An 18,282-nucleotide genomic window follows, 5' to 3' on the forward strand; every position below is an offset into this window, starting at 1 on the left:
CGGGATCGTTGCGTCACGACCGCCCGTCACCCGCGCGCTGAATGGCCGCGAGCGCGTGCATCTGCTCCATATTCGCGGGGTACAGCGACGTATACAGGCGGTAGAGCTCGTCGTATCGTGCGTGATCTTCCGCGTTCGGCTCGAGCATCCGTGCGGGCGGATTCCACTCGTGCGCGGGGATCGGTTCGATCGCGCATGCGGCGAGCCATGCCATTCCAAAAGCGGCCCCGATGGTGTGCGTCGGGATGACCTGCGGCCGTCCAGTCACGTCCGAGACGATCTGCGTCCACAGATCTCCCTGGGTGCCGCCGCCGACGGCAATGATCCGCTCGATTTTGCCTCCGACAGCTTCGATCGCTTCGATATTGTGGCGGACTCCCATGGCTGTGCCTTCGAGCGCTGCGCGGTAGAGGTCGCCCCGGGAGTGGTCGAGGGTTAAGCCGAGGATGAGTCCGCGGGCATCAGGATCGGAGATCGGGGTCCTCTCCCCCGCGAAATACGGCAGCATGATTAGGCCGTTCGCGCCGAGTCCCGATTGCCGAGCTTGCTCAGTGAGCTCGGCGAAATCCGCGTCGCCGAAGAGCCTGCGCAGCCAGCCGGTGATGGCACCCGATGTCGCCATTCCGCCGGCGACGTTTCGCGTATTGGGCAGAGCACCGACGGTGCCCCATAGCTCTTTTGACAGCACCGGCGAATCGACGGTGTTGATGAAGAACATCGTCGTGCCGTACATGAGCATGAGATCGCCGACGTTATGGGCATCGACCGATAGCGCTTCGGACCATGCGTCAATCGTGCCGGTGACGACAGGAATCCCCTCGGGAAGGCCCGTTGCCGCATGGCCTTTCGCCGTCACTGTTCCGACGGTCTCGCCCGCCCAATAGAGCTCCGGCAGCTCGATCGCTGGGGCTGACTGCTTCGCCCAGGGCTCGTACCACGTGAGGGATTCCGTGTCGTAGAGCGGCGTGCACTGCGAAGCCGACTGATGATCAAGGGTGTACTGGGAGGTCAGCTGCCACACGAGGAAGGACGCCGGCATAAAGAACCGCTCGGCCCGGTCATAGACCTCCGGCTCATTGTCCTTCACCCACAGGAACTTGGGACCCGCCGCTTGCGAACTGAGGACGGAGCCGCCTCGCTTGAGGATCTCCTCCGCCCCGCCGAGTTCCTCGGTGAGGCGCGCGACCTGGTCCATCGCTCGGGTATCGACCCCGTAGAGGATTGCCGGGCGTACTGGCTCCCCATCACGGGTTGTGAGCGCGACGCACGGCCCCATTCCTGAGACGCCAACCGAGACGACCTCGACCTCTGGCTGTTGGTCCAGGAGCTCGTGGGCCACGTCGCAGAGCTCGGTCCACCAGATTCTCGGGTCCATTTCCACGTGCCCACTGTGTGGCCGCTGGACGTCGTGCGGGCGTTGGGCGGTTGCGAGGATCTCCCCGCTCAAGGTCGTGAGAACGCCCTTGCTACTAGAGGTTCCTACGTCGAATCCAAAGACTGCCTTCACCACTACTCATCCACTTCGTTGTCGATTTCGTACTTCATGCGGACTCAAAAGCCTACTGCACCGCTGAGCGCCGATCCGAATACGCGACCGGGGTCATCTTCTCGGACTGACGATGACCCCGGTCTCTGCTATCGGCTTACAACCCCTTCGCTGCTCGCCGCAGGATCTCTCCTTCGGTCTGATTAGTCGCGGGCTTGTGGCCCTTCAGCGGCACGATCCGCTCGTGGATGGTGTCGAGCATCCAGTCGACCTGCGGGAAGTAGAGGTCTTCCAGCTCGGGGGCCGGAGTGACGTTGTTGCGCGATCCGACGACAGCCACGGGTGCATCGAGGTAATCGAAGGCCAGGGTCTGCATGTCGGAGGCAACCTGGTTGAGGAAGGAGCCGCGCGTGACCGCATCCGAGCTGAGGAGTAGCCGTCCGGTCTTCTTCACAGATTCCAACACGGTGTCATACTTCAGCGGACACAGGAAGCGAAGATCAATGACCTCAGCCTCCAGGCCGTACTTCTCCTTCAGCACGTCTGCGGCTTCCAGCGCCCGGTACAGGGTCGCGCCAATGGTCGCGATGGTGATGTCCTTACCCTCGCGGCGGATGGCGGGCTCGCCTTCCTCGGTCTCGTAGTAGCCGGTCGGCACGCCCTCGGGCTCGAACTCTTCGCCCTTGTCGTACAGCAGCTGGGACTCCAGGAAGACCACCGGGTCGGTACCGCGCAGGGCGAGGTTGAGCATGCCCTTGGCGTCCGTGGGTGTGGCCGGGAAGTAGACCTTCAGGCCCGGAATGTGGGCGACGATCGAGGACCAGTCCTGCGAGTGCTGGGCGCCGTACTTGTTACCGACCGACACGCGCATGACGAGCGGCATTTTCAGCAGGCCTGCGCTCATCCCCTGCCACTTGGCAGCCTGGTTGAAGATCTCATCACCGGCGCGTCCGAGGAAGTCGCAGTACATGAGCTCAACGACTGCGCGACCACCCGACAAGGCATAGCCAACTCCTGCGCCGATGATGGCGGCTTCCGAAATCGGCGAGTTGAACAGGCGGCGGTAGGGCAACAGTTCGGTCAGGCCACGGTAGACCGCGAACGCGCCGCCCCAGTCGCGGTTCTCTTCGCCCCATGCGGCCATGGTCGGGTCGGTCGCAAACCCGTGGGCCATGGCCTCAAAGAGCGCATCGCGGAAGGAGAACATCCGGATCTTGGAGACCGGCTTTCCGTCCTCGGTGTGCGAGGTACGGATCTTCTTGGCCAGCGACTTGACGCGATCGTTGTCCTCGAGGGGCTGGGAGAGCTCGACTTCGGCATCCGAGAGCTTGGGCTCGTTGCCGTTGGAGTACAGGATCGACTCCATGAACGGGACATCCACGCGCGGGCAGGCCTCGTCATCGATCGTCAGCGCGAGGACCTTGGTCAGGCGCTCGTCGATTTCCTCAGACATCTGGTCGACCTCGGAGCGATTGAGAACCTTCTTCTTCACGAGCAGGTCGCCGAAGTCCTTGATCGAATCGACGCTCTCCCACAGTTCGACCTCTTCGCGGGTGCGGTAGGAGGAGGCATCCGAGGGCGAGTGACCGGCGTAGCGGTAGGTGATCGTGTCCATGAGGACCGGGCCGCGGCCAGCCAGCAGCAGTTTCTTCTTGCGGCGCACGGCATCGGCGACGGCGAGCGGGTTGTAGCCATCGACTCGCTCGGCGTGCATCTGGTCGACGTTCACGCCGGCGCCGACGCGGGCGAGGATGTCGTAGCCCATCGTCTCGCCGGAGGTTTGGCCGCCCATGCCGTAGAAGTTATTGAAGAAGTTGAACAGGATCGGCGGATTGCCGCCGTCCTCTTCCCGCCACAGCGTGCGGAACTGGTCCATCGCCGCGAACGACATGGCTTCCCACACCGGGCCACACCCCATGGAGGCGTCGCCGATGTTGGCGATGACGATGCCGGGTTCCCGGTTGATGCGCTTGTACAGCGCCGACCCCTGCGCGATCGGGGCCGAGCCGCCGACGATCGCATTATTCGGCATAGAGCCGAACGGGGCGAAGAAAGCGTGCATCGAGCCGCCCATGCCGCGGTTGAAGCCCGCGGAGCGAGCAAAGATCTCGGCTAGGGTTCCCACGAGGATGAAGTTCTCGACGAGGTCCAGCTCGCCGTCATACGGGATCTTTTCGGCCAGACGCAGCGTGTCGCCGTCGAGGAAGTCCTTCATAATCGACTGAATCTTCGGCATCTCGATCGAGCGGGAGGCCGAGAAGCACTTGGCCAGGATTTCGCCGTGGGAGCGGTGGGAGCCGAAGACAAAGTCCTCGGCACCGAGCTCGGCGGCCTGACCAACGGCGGCGGCCTCCTGACCCATCGACAGGTGGGCCGGACCGCGGTGGTTGTATTCGATGCCGTTGAATCCGCCGGTCTTCTTGATTGAGTCCAGCATCGATTCGAATGCGCGGATGGCGATCATGTCGCGCAGCATGTTCTTCAGGCCATCCGTGCCGTGATGCTTCAGCTCGGCCTTGAAGTCCATCTCGTAGGCGTTGACCGGGATATCGGAAAACGTGATGGATTGGGATTTCCGGACGTCGGCTGGATCAACAATGAGGTGCTTGGTCATGTCCTATTCACTTACCTTCGTGGGTTAATCGGCGATGGCCCAGGCCGCTTCGCGGATACCCTCGGAGACGGTCGGGTGGGGGAAGATGACCTGCCGTAGGTCATCGATACTGAGTTCTTGTTCGAGCGTGGCGGCCGCGCCCCAGATGGTCTCGGGTGCGTAGTTGCCGACCATGTGGATGCCGCGGATGACGCGGCTTTTCGCTTCGGCGATGAGCTTGACGGCTCCGGGTTCTTTCACGCCGTTTTCGGCGACGAAGCGGCCCGACAGGACGAGTGGGACGGTCACCGTCACCGGCTCGATTCCCTGGTCTGCCAGCTGGGCTTCGGTCAGGCCCACACCGGCGGCTTCCGGCAGCGAGTAGACGGCCCAGGGAATGCACTCTTCGCGCAGCACCTGGCCATCGGCCTTCGCCTTGGCGCCATCGATGATGTGGGCCGCGGCGATCTCACCCATCCGGTAGGCCGCGTGCGCAAGCAGCGAGCGCCCGGTGACATCGCCCACGGCCCAGACGTTCGGCAGGTTGGTGCGCATCGTGTCATCGACGCGCACACCGCGCCGGTCCAGTTCCAGTCCGGCCTCGTTAGCGCCCCAGCCCTCGGTCGCGGGCTTGCGGCCGACGGCCATGAGGACGACGTCCGCCTCGAGCGTGTTGGTCTTGCCCTCGGGATCGCTGAAGACGACTGTGGAGCCCTTGATCTCGGTGACCTGGCATCCCAGGTGGAAGGTGACGCCGGGTATCGCCGAGCGCAGCAGGGAGCCGAGCTCGTCGTCCATGAAGGGCACGATCTCTGGGAGCATCTCGATGACGTGGACCTCGGTGCCGAGCGCGCCAAAGATCGAGGCGAATTCGACGCCGATGACGCCGCCGCCGATGATGACGAGGCGCTTGGGCAGCTCCGAGATCTCGAGCAGGCCGGTGGAGTCCACGACGGCGGGGTTGTCCTGCGCACCCGGGATGGGCGGCATGACCGGCACCGAGCCGGTGGCAACGATGACGTGCTCGCAGCTGAGTTCCTCATCGCCGACCCGGACCTTGCCGGGGCCAACGAGGCTGGCATGCGCATTGCGGACATCGACCTTGCCGCGCTTGAGTAGCTGGAGCACGCCGCCGACGAGCGTCGTGACGGTCTGCGCCTTCCACGCCTGCATGGTCTCCCAGTTGGCGCTCACGCCCTGGACGCTCACGCCGAACTTCTCGGATTCCAGCGCGTGGCGGTAGAGCTTGGCGGAGTTCAGCAGCGACTTCGTCGGGATGCAGCCCACGTTCAGGCAGGTGCCGCCGACGGTGTCCTGTTCGGCGACGCAGACCTTCTTGCCGGCGTGGGCGAGGCGCTCGGCGGCGATGTAGCCACCCGGTCCCCCGCCGATGATGATGACGTCGTAATCCATGACCATCCCCTAGCCGATGACCGTGAGGTCGATGTTCTCGATCGCGGCGACGAGGTCGCGCAGGAAGCGCGCCGCGTCGGCGCCGTCGACCACCTGGTGATCGGCCGTGAGGGAGAATCCGATTCGCTGCTCGACGACGACGTTCCCTTCGGCATCCGTTGTGGCGCGCGGCGAGATGGTGTTGACGCCGAGAATGCCGGTTTGCGGGACGTTAATGATCGGGGCGAAGGACTCGATGCCGAAGGCGCCGAGGTTGGAGACGGTGAAGGTCGCGCCCGAGAGGAGTTCGGGATCGATCTTGCCGCCGATCGCCTGGCTGGCGAGGTCCTTCGTGGTGGCCGACAGTTCGCGGATGCCCATGGCGCTCGCGTTGCGGATCGTGGGAACGAGCAGGCCGCGAGGCGTGTCCACGGCAAGGCCCAGGTGGACGGCCGCGAACTCGGTGAGGGTGCCGCCCTCGAGGTGAGCGTTCAGCACCGAGTGCGAGGCGAGCGTCTTGACCGTGGCGAAGCAGACGAGGTCGCCGATCGTGATGGCCGAGTAGCCGAGCGCCGGGTCCGAGTTCTTGAACCGGGCGCGCAGTGCGAGCAGGGCCGCGGCGTTGGCGCTCGTGGTGTAGGACAGCTGCGCGGAGGTCTCCAGCGCATTGCGCATCCGGTCCGCGATGAGCTTGCGAACGCCCTTGAGTGGGGTCTGCGTCGTCGCGCCCGGGTAGTCGCGGCCGGTCGCTGCGGGACATGCCGCTGCCGGCTCGGCCGCGCCTTCGAGGTCGCTGCGGCGCACGCGGCCGCCGAGCCCGGTGCCCTGGACCTCGCCCGGCCGGTACTCGCCGCTCGCCTTGACGGCGGCGCTCGCGCCGCGGCCGCTGGCCGCTGCCGCAACGACGTCCTGCTCGATGATGCGCCCGTGGGGTCCGGTGCCGCTAACGGAATCGAGGTCGATGCCCTCGTGGCTGGCGCGGCCGCGCGCCCGCGGGCTTGCCGGGGCGCCGGCGACGGGTGCCGGGCGCTCGGCGGCCTCGGGGGCCACCGGTTCGCTCGTAGTTGCCGCCTCGTCGGCTTCGGGGGTGAGCGGGTCCTCGCTCGACTCGTCGACCTCGCCGGCTTCGCCGGTGGTCTGCGGTTCGATGCCGAGCTCCTTCAGCGCGGCCTCGGCGTTTTCGTCCGCGTTGCCGATAAGGATGATGGGGGCCTTGACTGGGACCTCATCGCCTTCCTCGGCGAGCAGCGCGAGCACGGTGCCGCTGACGCCCGATTCCACGTCGATCGTGGACTTATCGGTTTCTGCTTCGCACAGGACGGTGCTGGCTTCGACGCTATCGCCGACCGCCACATTCCAGGACACGAGGATGCACGATTCGACGGTGTTACCCGCCTGCGGCATCACAACGGTTTGGGCCATGATTCCTCCTAGACGGCACGCACGTCGGCGTGCTCTGACACCTCATCGACCGCGCCCTCGGGTAGATCGGTGTCGGTGATAATTCCGGTGAGCTCGGATAGTCCGAGAACGTTGACGAAGCCTGCGCGCCCATATTTCGATGAGTCGGTCAGGAGCCAGGTTTCAGTTGCTGCCTCATGCATCGCGGTGATGATGTCGGCGCCTTCCGCGAACTCGGTTGTCAGGCCGTCGCGCGAAAAGCCGTCGGTGCCGACGAAGGCGAGGCGGACATTGTAGTCGCGGATCGAACGGATCGCTCCCGAGCCAACGAGCGACTCGCTTTTGCGGTGGAAGGATCCGCCCGTCACGATGATGTGCAGTTCGGGGTTGACGCGCGCTTGGTTGAGCACGAGCGTCGAGTTCGTCACGATCTTGATGTTGCGCCGGCCGGTCAAGAATCGCGGGAGCAGCGAGGTGGTCGTCCCGGCCTCGATCATGATGGTGTCGCCATCACGCACGAGCCCCGCGGCGGCCTGCGCGATACGTTCCTTTGCCTCGGCGTTTTCGCCGCGGCGCTCGAGCACGTGCTGGATCGAGGATGGGCGGGCACCGCCGCGCGTGCGCATAAGCAGGCCGCGCGATTCCAGGTGACGCAGGGTGTTTCGGACAGTCACCTCGGAGACATCGAATTCCTTGGCAAGATCCGCCACGTACACCTGGCCATCGCGGCCCAAGCGATCGAGAATGAGAGCTTCTCGCTCGCGCCGATCCCCGTTCATGATCCTCACTGACCTACTTTCGCTTCACTTTCGATTCTATTCTGACTAACTTTCGGTCGCAATAGCTTCGACAGTTTTTCGTGCGTCAGTTTCCGTTCCCGCCACGCAGCAGCTCCTCCTCTGCGGCCCGCGTCCACAGCCCGCCCTCGAGCTTGGCGGCGACCTCGGGCAGCTGGTCGGCAAGGTCCTTCAGCGCGATGAGGGGCAGGTCGTGCAGCTGCGGGTAGACCATGATCTTGCCGCCGGAGGTCCGATTGATGACGGCGTTGATCGCGTCGTTGAACCCGGCCATGCCGGTGATCGAGTCGAGCGAGATCGTCGTATCGTAATCGCCGCGCTCGATCTTGTTCACAACCGTGCGCATATCGGAGACGTCCGAGCCCGAGGTACCGATCATGAAGATCTGGCGCTCGATGACGCCCTGGACGTCGATCTCGGCGAGCGTGCCGGCGGGAATGCCCGCAAAGGCGTTGACGATCGCGCCTTCGCCGGCGATGGTGACGGCTTCGGCGATGAGGGCCGGTGCCGGCACCATGACGACGACGTAGGAATAGTCGGCGTCGAGCTGCTGCTCGCTCGTGTTGAGGTAGGTGACAGGCACGCCCGTCTCGGCTGCGACCGGGACGATGACGCTCGCGAGGTGCTCGAGCCGGGAGGCCGACAGGTCGGTGGCGTCGATCGAGATATCGGGCAGGCCAAGGACGACGGCGCGCATGGTGTGCATGAGGCCCATAGGCCCGGCCGCGCCCATGATCGCGAGCTTGTCGCCGGCGCGCACCTCCCCCGTCTCGGGGATCCAGGCGTAGCCGGCCGCGGGGTCGGAGCCCGTGGTGCCGCAGTAACGAATGAAGTCGTAGTGGACGCGGCCGACGTCGACCTTCGTGACGCCCTCGATCCGCTTACCGCCGAGCACGATGTTGAAGATCGAGCGGGCGGCAAGGCGGGCACCCAGGTCCGTGATGACGCCAGCATCGGCGCCGAAGTAGATGATGTCATCGAAGCGCTGCTCGCCAAGCTCGGCAAGGCTCGCGGCGGTCGTTGCGGCAACGCTCAAGGCGTCGCCGGTAGTCCCGACGGCGGTAATCTCGCCCGGGGCCGCCTCCGATACCAGTGCCGCGATCGAAGAGACGGCAGCGTCCGCGTCGGCGACGACCAGGAGGTGACCGCCAGCCTTGAGCGTGCGGCGCTCCCGCCACGCGTAGGCGCCTTCGACGGTTGCCCACGGTTCGATCAATCCGATCGCTGCGGCGGTCGGCTCTTCGGCGACGCGGATGAGGAACTCATCGCCGTTAGGAGCAACGATGCACCGCTCGTCGACGACGACGAATTCCTGCAGGGCGCCTTCAAAGTTGTAGCCGAAGGCAGCGTTCGATTTCGCCGTCGGCAGGTGCTTCCAGTCCGCCTGGACAAGGACGCGCTCGCCCACGCGGAAATGGGTGACCTTCTCGCCGACCTCAATGATGCGAGCGACGGGCTCGTGCCCGGGTACGGTCGGGAGGCTGCCGGGCTGATAGCCGGGGATCTCGGCGAGTTCTTCTTCCGTCAGGCCCGCAACGACCTCGGACTTACGCGGGTGGGAGTCAAAGGCGTGCAGCAGCTTGGTGTCGGAAAAACAGATGCCGCACGCTTCAATCTGCAGCATGATCCCGTGCGGGCCCACGCTCGCGACGGGCTTTGCGGGATTGATGATGATCTCATCGACGCCAGTGAACTGGACGGCGTACTGGGTGGAGGGCACAACGTTCATCGGGGCATTCCTTAATTCAGCATGTTCTGGCCGCCGGTGACAGGCAGCGCCTGCCCGGTCTCATAGGCCTGTTCGGTCAGGTAGAAAATGGCTCGCGCAAGGTCGATCGGCAGGCAGCCGCGACGCATCGGGACCTTGGCTTCGTAAAACTCTCGGACGTCGTCGATCGTCTGGGCGCCCGGGACCTTGCCTGCGCGCAGATACTGCACGAACAGGCCGCGCTCCGGGTCGGTCCATAGCGGCCCGTCGAGGTAATTGCCCGGGCAGACGGCGTTGACCTTGATGCCATGGTCGATCAGTTCAAGCGCGAAGGACTGGGTGAGGCCAATGCCGCCGAACTTTGATCCGGCGTAGGCGAAGTTTCGCTTCGAGCCCTCCAGCCCCGATTTGGAGTTGACCTCAACGATGTCGAGCAGGCGGGAGGGGTCGGCTTCGAACTGGGCGGCCATGACGGGCGCGATCGCGCGCACGCACAGGAAGTAGCCGCGGTAGTTGACGCTGGTGACGAGGTCAAAGTCCGCAACCGGCTGGGTCATGACGCTCTCGGCGCGCAGCACGCCAGCGTTGGAGACGAACAGGTCGATGCCGCCGAAGGTGGCGACGACCTCGGCGATGGCCTCCTTGCAGGAGGCTTCGTCGGAGACGTTGATGGCCACGGCGCGGGCCCGACCCTCGCCGTACTGCCCCTCGAGGCGTTCGGCCTCGGCGCGCGCGAGGTCGATGTTGAGATCGGCGAGGACGACGGTGGCGCCCTCGGCCAGGAGATGTTCGCTGACGCCGAGCCCGAAGCCCTGGGCGGCGCCCGTGACGACGGCGATCTTGCCGGAGAGCCGGCCGGCAACCGACAGTGGCTGCCCGATCGCGTAGAGCGCACGGCCAGCCACGACAAGCTGCGGCTCACCGCCGTGCTCCTCGCGATAGCGCGCGAGGGACTCGCGCAGGTCGGCGATGTCTGCGGTGGCGGAGACCTCCCACGCGCCAGCAAGGTCATCGGCGTCGGCGGCGTCGTCAGTCACGACGATCGCCGGACCGGCCTCGGTTGCAAACAGGCCACGTAGCTTCGGCGCGAGGAGATCCGGCTCGGATCGGCGCGCGGCACCAGCCGCGGCGCGGATCAGGCGATCGCCCTCGGCCCGCAGCTCATCGACGTCGCCGACGACGCTGCCATCCTCGCCGATATAGCCGGGCTGGCCATTGCGCGTGCGCTCCTGATGCGCGGCGACCACGCAGGTCGCGTCGTAGAAGGCCTGCCGCGCCAGTTCGGACAGCGGGCCGTCGGCACACTGGGGCAACAGTGGGAGCCGCTCCTGGGTGTTGTGCTCGGTCCCGGCCATGACGATGATGCCAGCGGCGGTGAGTTCGGTGACGTAGCGGTCGACGATCTCGCTGCGGTTGCGGTTCGGGATGAGCTCGACGGCGAAGATGCCGCGCGCCTTGAGATGGCCAGCAAGGACATCGGGCGTCCACTCGAACTCCGAGAGTTCGGGGGCGCCATCGGCCAGGATCGGGAAGGTCGGGATGCCGCCCATCTCGAGGATGTAGCGGTAGGCGTCGGCGAAATCGAGCGGGACCTCGGGCGCATATCCGGGTGTACCGGACTTCATGAGCCGCGAGCGAATCTCGCCCTGCGTCGCAACCGAATCCGCGGGATCCTGGTTCGGCTCGCCGCCGTAGAGCGCTCCAAGCGTCGCGGCGCGCTCACTTTCCGGCAGCTTGTCGATCTCATCGGCCACCGCACGCGCAATGTGGCGCTCCTGCAGCGAGACCCACTCGGCGGGGACGCCTCCACGCTTCGCGACCTCGGCCTCGATGTCGCCACGCTTCAGGCGGGCCGCCACGCCGTGCTCGCGCAGGTGAGCATCGAGCCGCTCCACCATGAGGCCGGAGCGCTCATCATTGCCCGCGCGAATGTCGCGAGCGATGGTCTCGGCGAGGTCGGACTTGGTGCGGAACGGGTCAATCCCCTTGCCGCACAGGTAGATACGTCCCGGGTTGGCCGGATCGTTGACCTTCACGCCCGCCGCCGCCAACTCCTCATCGAGCGTGATGAACTCCAGGCCGAACAGGGGCACGATGCCCGCGTCCTCGGCGAGCGTCGCGAACGTCGAATAGACCTGCTGGTCAAAAAAGTTGGAGACCCCGAGCGCGGCGACCCCTTGCGCGGCGGCCTCGGCTACCGCATCTTCGGGGCTGGAAAACGCGGAGAAGTTCGGCGGAATGTGGACGTGTGTATTAACAACGGGCGGCTGCGACATACCTAATCCTTCGGGGTTACAAAATCTCGACGTGATCGCGGAAGGGATCGAGCAGGGTGTCGTCCGGGTCGAGTTCCGTGACGAGCACATCGATCTCGGACAGCGGGAGGGACAGATTGGCGGTGGTGGTCATGAACTTCGACGAATCCGTGGCGAGCACGATCTCACCGGAGCGAGCCCGCAGGGCCCGCTTAAACGCGGCAGTTTCGATCGTCGAGTCCGTGGCACCAAACTCCGGATGTAGGGCCGAGATCGAAATGAAGGAGCGCGCGAAGTAGAAATCCTCCAGCGCCTTCAGCGCGACGGGCCCCACGAGGTTGTCGGTGGCCTCTTCCAGTTCGCCGCCGGAGAGCACGACTCGCTTGGCCTTGCCCCGCATAGCCAGGAAGTTCTCGATGCCGGTGGTAAAAACTTCGACGTCGAGCGCATCAGAGCGCAACGCGAAGGCGTGCAGCGTGGTGGAAGAGTCCATCCCGATCATCCCGCGCGCCGGAATGAGGGCGGCGAGTTTGCTCGCGATCTTGATCTTGGCGGAGCGGTTCATCGCGACGCGACGCTCGAAGCGTTCTGGTTCCACGGAGACGGCTCCCCCGCGAACCCGTTTGACCAGGCCGCGTGATTCCAGCTGCTGCAAGTCGCGGCGGATTGTCATTTCCGAGACGCCGCATGCTTCGGCCGCTTCTGCCAGATCGAGCGATCCGCTCTTTTCCAGCAGGTCGGTTAAAACTGCGTGGCGCTTCTCTGCGCTGAGTGAGCCAATAGCCATCGACTATCCCATCTGCTTGTTAGATCATGTTAAGTCTAACAGCTCCGAACATTGGTGGGAAGGACTTTTGTCTCGCGCGTCTGCTAGAAGATTCGGCTCGCCGCCTCATCCCAGGGCCGAGCGCTGCCATGCGGCTCGTAGCGGATGACGCCACCGGAGTTCGCGATGACCTTTCTGAGCGCCGCGCGGTCGCCGTCGAGCTCGCCCATGGCGCGGGCCTGCACGATGATGTTGCCGAGGGCGGCGGCTTCCACGGGGCCCGCGACGACGGGCAGCTGGCAGGCGTCGGCGGTGAGCTGGCACAGCAGCTCGTTTTGGCACCCGCCTCCGACGATGTGCACGGCGTGGACCTCCGGTCCCCCGAGCTCTTGGATGGCGCGGATCGTGCGGGCGTGCGCCAGCGCGAGCGAATCGAGCACGCACCGAACCATTGCTCCCTTGTCCTGCGGCACCGGTTGGCCGGTCCGGCGGCACTCCTCGGCAATGAGGCTCGGCATATCGCCGCGAGCAAGGAAGACCTCCGAGCCTGCATCGACGACGGAGACGAGCTCCTTTGAACGGGCCGCGGCGTCAAGCAGATCGAAGAGGTTCGCGTCCTCGCCGGCTTCCTGCCAGGCGCGCTGACATTCCTGCAGGAGCCACAGCCCGGTGAGGTTGCGGTTAAAGCGCACGGTGCCATCGATCCCAAGTTCGTTCGTATAGCCGGCCGCCAAGGCCTCACTCGACTTGATCGGCTCGAGGAGCTCGGCACCCACGACCGACCAGGTGCCGCACGAAATGAAGGCGAAGTGTTCATCGACTGCGGGCGTCGCCGCGACAGCCGATGCCGTGTCGTGGCCACCGACGGCAACGAGTTCGATCTCGCTGCCCTCGATGAGGCCCGGGCGCAATCGCCCGCGGCGAGTGCCGGGCTCTTGCAGCTCGGCGAAGATCTCCAGCGGGATCCTCGCGGCGCGGGCCATTTCCGGGGACCACTGCCGGGTGGCAGCGTCTAACAGCTGCGACGTCGAGGCGATCGTCGCTTCCGCGCCGCGCGCACCGCTAAGCAGGAAGCCAACGAGGTCGGGAGTAAAGAGCACCTGATCGACGAGCGGCCACTGCACGGACGTCATGTCGTCCATGAGCTGGTAGATCGTGTTGTAGGCGGCGCCAGGCTGAATGCCCGTCATCCGGTAAAGCTCGTCATCGGTGAACTGAGCGCGGAGTTTTTCTTGCTGAGCGATGGTGCGCTCATCGCGGTAGTGTCGCGGCGACCCGAGCAGCTGGCCCTCGACATCGATCCGGCCGTAGTCCACGCCCCACGAATCCACACCCACGGAGCAGACCTTGCCTACTCGGTTTGCGCGACGCAGGCCTTCGACAACTCCGGCATACAGCCCCAGCGTGTCGGTGTAGAGATGGTCACCAACGGGAATGCCGCCGTTTGGAAAGCGGTGAATCTCGGTCAATGTGACCGCATCATCGGCCACCAACCCGATCATGACTCGCCCGTTCGAGGCTCCTAGATCGACTGCTGCGTGTTGCGTAGCCATCGTTCACTCTCCTTCGTGTGACGCGTCGGCATAGATGTGGAAATCGGTTTCATCATAACGTGCGCCGACTCACGATGCAGCCCCTTAAAATGACCAGAATCGCTACTGAACGCAAGAAATCTCCTAGAACTGCGGGCGGTGCCACGCGCCAGACTCGTCGTCGAAAGCTGCAGTCACTTGCCTTCCGTGCGCCCATCTCTAGCGTTTTGACTCGTTTTTCGTGAAATTTGAGTTATTTTTCGGTGTCGCTTGACGAAACGTGTGTCGTACCATACGCTCTAAGAAATCGATTTCGTGAAATTGGTTTCACTCTACCGTTGGAGGCAAAGGTGCTGCTCAACATCAATCCCTTGCTCACAGGCCAGATCCTGGCTGCCCTGGACGCAATGGGACACTCTGACTCCGTGGTCATCGCCGATGCCCACTTTCCCGCTGCTCGGTTAGCTCACGCCGGCATCAGCATTGACCTTCCCGGCACCTCGACACCCGAAGTCCTGGCGGCAATCTGCACCGTCATCCCTCCCGATGACGCTCCCGGACTGGACCTTATGGAAAGTCCCGAGCCCGAATTGCTGCCGGTCCAAGCCGAGCTCGTGGCCGCCGCGGGATTAACGCGCGAGACCGTCCGCCTCGTCGAACGCTTCGCCTTCTACGACGCCGCGGCTGACGCACAGCTGATTATCCGCACCGGTGAAACCCGGATCTATGGCAACGCCCTGCTGCGCAAGGGTGTCGTGCCGATGGGAGTGACTCATGGCTGACCAATCGTTGTTGCTCGAGCTGAAGAACGTCTCCAAGACGTTCCCCGGCGTTAAGGCGCTACAAAATGTCGACCTGACGCTGCGCACGGGTGAAGTGCTGGGCCTGTGCGGTGAGAACGGCGCAGGCAAATCCACCCTGATGAAAATCCTGACCGGCATCTACACGATGGATCCCGGCGGCGAGATCTACCTGCAGGGCAACCGCGTGAAGGTCAAGGATGTGAACCACGCGCGCGACCTGGGCCTATCGATCATCCACCAGGAACTCAACATGGTGCCGGACCTGACGGTGGCACAGAACCTGTACATGGGCCGGCCCGGATACTCGCGCGGCGGGTTCATCGATGACAAGAAGATGCTTTCCGATGCCCGCGATCTATTTGATCGTCTCGGAATGGCGATCGACCCGAAGGCCTACTGCCGCGAACTGTCGGTCGCACGACTGCAGATGATCGAGATCGCTCGCGCCCTGTCCTACGACTCCAAGGTCCTCATCATGGATGAGCCGACCGCGGCGCTGACCGTGCAAGAAACCGAAGCCCTGTTCGAGATGATTAGGGACTTCGTTGGTCCCGAAACCGGCCTCATCTACATCTCGCACCGCATGCCCGAAATTGAGGAGATCACCGACCGCGTCTCCGTCCTGCGCGACGGCGAGTACATCGGAACGGTCGAGACCGACAAGGTCGAGGTCCGCGAGATCATCTCTATGATGGTCGGCCGCCAGGTGGCAGCCGACGCGCGACCGAAGACAGCTCCCCTGTCCGATGAGATCGTCCTATCCGTATCCGGGCTGTCGACCAAGCGCCTCTTGCATGACGTCAACTTCGATCTGAAGAAGGGCGAGATCCTCGGCTTCGCGGGACTCATGGGCGCCGGCCGCACCGAGGTCGCTCGCTGCATTTCGGGGGCCGATCACCGCACCGAAGGCACGATCGAGGTCCACGGTAAGAAGGTCAAGATCAGTAACGCCGCAGATGGCGTCCGCCACGGGATCGGTTACCTGTCCGAAGACCGCAAGCAGTTCGGCCTGTTGGTCGACCAGGACGTCAAGACCAACACCGCCATCGCCTCGATGGACCATTACACGAGCGCCGGCGTCATCAACGATGCCAAGACCAAGCGCGATGCCGACAAGTACCGTGGTCAGCTGCGGATCAAAACGCCGTCCATTAACCAGACGCTGAACAAGCTATCTGGCGGCAACCAGCAAAAGGTCGTGATCGCCAAATGGCTGATACGGGACAGCGACATCCTCATCTTTGATGAACCTACCCGCGGCATCGACGTGGGCGCCAAGGAAGAGATTTACCAACTGCTCGAGGACCTGACGGCCCAGGGCAAATCCATCATCATGATTAGTTCCGAACTGCCCGAAGTCCTCCGGATGTCCCACCGGATTGCTGTCATGGCCCACGGACGAATCACCGGCATTCTCGACAACGAAGAAGCCACTCAGGAAAACATCATGGAGCTTGCCACCGTCGGCAAAGCCCTTATGGAGGGAGACGCGTCGTGACCGAAACAACCCCACGCGAACGGGCGGAAGCCCGCGCTGAGGAACGAGCCCCGAACCCCGTACTCGGGTTCTTTAGGGCCTCCATGCAGCAGCTCTTTGCGGCAGCAGCCCTCATTGCGGTCTATATCATCTTCCTCATTTTCGCCCCCGGATTCTCCGGGCCGACGATCCTTCCGGACATTCTGCTCAAGACTGCCGCCATCGGTGTCATGGCGCTTGGCGCGACCTTCGTCATCGCAACCGCGGGCATCGACCTGTCGGTCGGTACGGGTATGACGCTATGCGCGGTGATGGCGGGCCTTTTCCTGTCCACTGACCACATGGGCCTGCCACTTCCCGTCGGCTTGCTCCTCACCCTCGGGGTCGGCTTGCTCCTCGGCTTCATTAACGGCGCAAATATCGCGATCCTCGGTATCCCACCGTTTATCGCCACGCTCGCCATGATGATGGTCGCCAACGGCCTTTCCCTCATCTTGTCCAAGGCATCCTCGATCCAGATCCAGTCGCCCACCTACTACGCCATCTCCAATGGCAACGTCATTCCGGGTTTGAAGAACGCAGCACTCGTCTTCATCGTGTGCACCATCATCGCCGCCTTCTTGCTTTCCAAGACTCTCGTCGGGCGCTACGCGCTCGCGATCGGTTCGAACGAAGAAGCAACTCGCCTCTCGGGCATCAACGTCAAGAAGTGGAAGATCATCATCTACATGGTGGCCGGCCTCTTCACCGCTATTGGTGCCATCTTGTACAGCGCGCGTTTCGGATATTCCCAGCCTGCTGAGGGCCTGGGCCTCGAATTGCAAGCTATCGCCGCCGTCGTCATCGGTGGCACGTCCCTGGCTGGTGGTCGAGCCAACATCATCGGCACCATGATCGGTGCCCTACTGATGAACACGCTCACAACCGGCCTCCAAATGATGGGAGTTGCCCAGCAGTGGCAGCTCGTCGTCACGGGCATCGTCGTCCTTCTGGCCGTCTTTGCCGATAACGTCCGCCGCAGCCGCGCGGCCGCGGTCTAGTCCAACACAACACATCAACGAAAGAGGAAACCATGCGTCGACTCAAGACGATCGCCGTTGCAGCCGTATTGTCGCTCGGCCTGGCTGCCTGCGGCGGAGGAAATAATGCTCCCTCCGATACCGGCGGAGCAACAGGATCCACCGAAGGTGGCGGCGGGGAGCAGACGATCTACCTCGTATCCAAGGGCTTCCAGCACCGCTTCTGGCAGGCAGTGAAGGAAGGCGCGGAGGAAGCCGGCAAGGAATTCGGTTACAAGGTCGAATTCGTTGGCCCCGCAAATGAACAGGCCATCACCGAGCAGCTCGACCAGCTGAAGACCGCGCTGAACACCAAGCCGGCAGCACTCGGGTTTGCCGCGCTTGACTCCAAGGCCGCCGCACCGCTGCTGGAGGAGGCGAAGAACGCCAACATTCCGGTCGTCGCATTCGACTCCGGTGTCGAGTCCGATATTCCGGTCACGACTGTCCAGACCGATAACAAGGCCGCTGCCGCGGAAGCCGCCAAGCAGCTGGCCGAACTCCTCGGTAACAAGGGCAAGGTCGGCCTGGTCTGCCACGACCAGACCTCCCAGACGGGCAAGGACCGTTGCTTCGGTTTCAAGGAGTGGATGGAACAGAACGCTCCGGACATTGAGGTCATCCAGGAACAGTACGCGGGTGAGGTCGGTAAGGCTGCTGACGTTACCAAGGCCATCCTGAGCTCGAACTCTGACATCACCGGCATGTACGGCACCAATGAAGCCGCAGCCATCGGCGTTGTTCAGGGCGTCAAGGAGTCCGGCAACGTCGGCAAGGTGACGGTCGTCGGCTTCGACTCCGGCAAGCCGCAGCTGGATGCGATCAAGGACGGGTCCATGGCAGGCGCTATCACCCAGTCGCCGGTGAAGATCGGTTACGAGACCGTCAAGGCTGCCATCGCCGCGATCAAGGGCGAGAGCCTCGAACCGGTCATCGACTCGGGCTTCGCCTGGTACACCAAGGACAACATGGACAGCGACGAGATTAAGCCCAACCTCTACGAGTAAGTAGAAC

At 64.0% G+C, this 18,282-nt stretch carries 13 protein-coding genes; 4 read left to right on the top strand and 9 right to left on the bottom strand.

Features of this window, described 5'->3' with window-relative positions; all coding sequences use genetic code 11:
• Window positions 1-13 precede the first annotated feature (13 nt).
• The 9 genes from BLU67_RS07750 to BLU67_RS07790 form a co-directional block, all read right to left on the bottom strand.
• Window positions 14-1,510 (bottom strand): FGGY-family carbohydrate kinase, encoded by a 1,497-nt coding sequence (locus BLU67_RS07750; RefSeq protein WP_222842428.1) that lies wholly within the window; start codon window positions 1,508-1,510, stop codon window positions 14-16.
• A gap of 133 nt (window positions 1,511-1,643) precedes the next feature.
• Window positions 1,644-4,100 (bottom strand): alpha-ketoacid dehydrogenase subunit alpha/beta, encoded by a 2,457-nt coding sequence (locus BLU67_RS07755; protein WP_092564659.1) that lies wholly within the window; start codon window positions 4,098-4,100, stop codon window positions 1,644-1,646.
• Between the two features lie 24 nt (window positions 4,101-4,124).
• On the bottom strand, window positions 4,125-5,492 hold the full coding sequence (gene lpdA / locus BLU67_RS07760; RefSeq protein ID WP_261977070.1) for a dihydrolipoyl dehydrogenase: 1,368 nt from the start codon (window positions 5,490-5,492) through the stop codon (window positions 4,125-4,127).
• A gap of 9 nt (window positions 5,493-5,501) precedes the next feature.
• On the bottom strand, window positions 5,502-6,893 hold the full coding sequence (locus tag BLU67_RS07765) for a dihydrolipoamide acetyltransferase family protein (protein ID WP_092564663.1): 1,392 nt from the start codon (window positions 6,891-6,893) through the stop codon (window positions 5,502-5,504).
• Window positions 6,894-6,901: 8 nt separating this feature from the next.
• Entirely contained in the window at window positions 6,902-7,651 is a 750-nt protein-coding gene (locus tag BLU67_RS07770; RefSeq protein ID WP_092564665.1) for a DeoR/GlpR family DNA-binding transcription regulator, read from the bottom strand.
• 85 nt (window positions 7,652-7,736) lie between these two features.
• Complete coding sequence (locus BLU67_RS07775; RefSeq protein ID WP_092564667.1) at window positions 7,737-9,398, bottom strand: alcohol dehydrogenase catalytic domain-containing protein; 1,662 nt, start codon at window positions 9,396-9,398, stop codon at window positions 7,737-7,739.
• Between the two features lie 11 nt (window positions 9,399-9,409).
• Entirely contained in the window at window positions 9,410-11,653 is a 2,244-nt protein-coding gene (locus tag BLU67_RS12575) for an SDR family NAD(P)-dependent oxidoreductase (RefSeq protein ID WP_261977071.1), read from the bottom strand.
• Between the two features lie 16 nt (window positions 11,654-11,669).
• Window positions 11,670-12,419, bottom strand: coding sequence for a DeoR/GlpR family DNA-binding transcription regulator (locus BLU67_RS07785; RefSeq protein WP_092564669.1), 750 nt, complete (start codon window positions 12,417-12,419; stop codon window positions 11,670-11,672).
• 83 nt (window positions 12,420-12,502) lie between these two features.
• Window positions 12,503-13,951, bottom strand: a complete 1,449-nt coding sequence (locus BLU67_RS07790; RefSeq protein ID WP_092564671.1) for a rhamnulokinase — start codon at window positions 13,949-13,951, stop codon at window positions 12,503-12,505.
• A gap of 329 nt (window positions 13,952-14,280) precedes the next feature.
• Between BLU67_RS07790 and BLU67_RS07795 the strand changes: the two genes are divergently transcribed.
• From BLU67_RS07795 to BLU67_RS07810, 4 genes are read left to right on the top strand one after another with little or no spacing between them, the layout of a single operon-like run.
• Window positions 14,281-14,712 (top strand): RbsD/FucU domain-containing protein, encoded by a 432-nt coding sequence (locus BLU67_RS07795; protein WP_092564673.1) that lies wholly within the window; start codon window positions 14,281-14,283, stop codon window positions 14,710-14,712.
• Window positions 14,705-16,231 (top strand): sugar ABC transporter ATP-binding protein, encoded by a 1,527-nt coding sequence (locus BLU67_RS07800; RefSeq protein WP_092564675.1) that lies wholly within the window; start codon window positions 14,705-14,707, stop codon window positions 16,229-16,231. Before BLU67_RS07795 ends, BLU67_RS07800 begins: the two co-directional genes overlap by 8 nt.
• Window positions 16,228-17,250: an ABC transporter permease gene (locus tag BLU67_RS07805; RefSeq protein WP_261977072.1), complete on the top strand. Its 1,023-nt coding sequence runs from the start codon at window positions 16,228-16,230 to the stop codon at window positions 17,248-17,250. Before BLU67_RS07800 ends, BLU67_RS07805 begins: the two co-directional genes overlap by 4 nt.
• Window positions 17,251-17,282: 32 nt before the next feature.
• Window positions 17,283-18,275 carry an ABC transporter substrate-binding protein gene (locus BLU67_RS07810; RefSeq protein WP_092564677.1) on the top strand — a complete coding sequence of 331 codons (993 nt, stop codon included), beginning with the start codon at window positions 17,283-17,285 and terminating at the stop codon, window positions 18,273-18,275.
• The last annotated feature ends 7 nt before the right edge of the window (window positions 18,276-18,282 follow it).

Source organism: Bowdeniella nasicola, assembly GCF_900107735.1.
GTDB lineage: Bacteria > Actinomycetota > Actinomycetes > Actinomycetales > Actinomycetaceae > Bowdeniella > Bowdeniella massiliensis.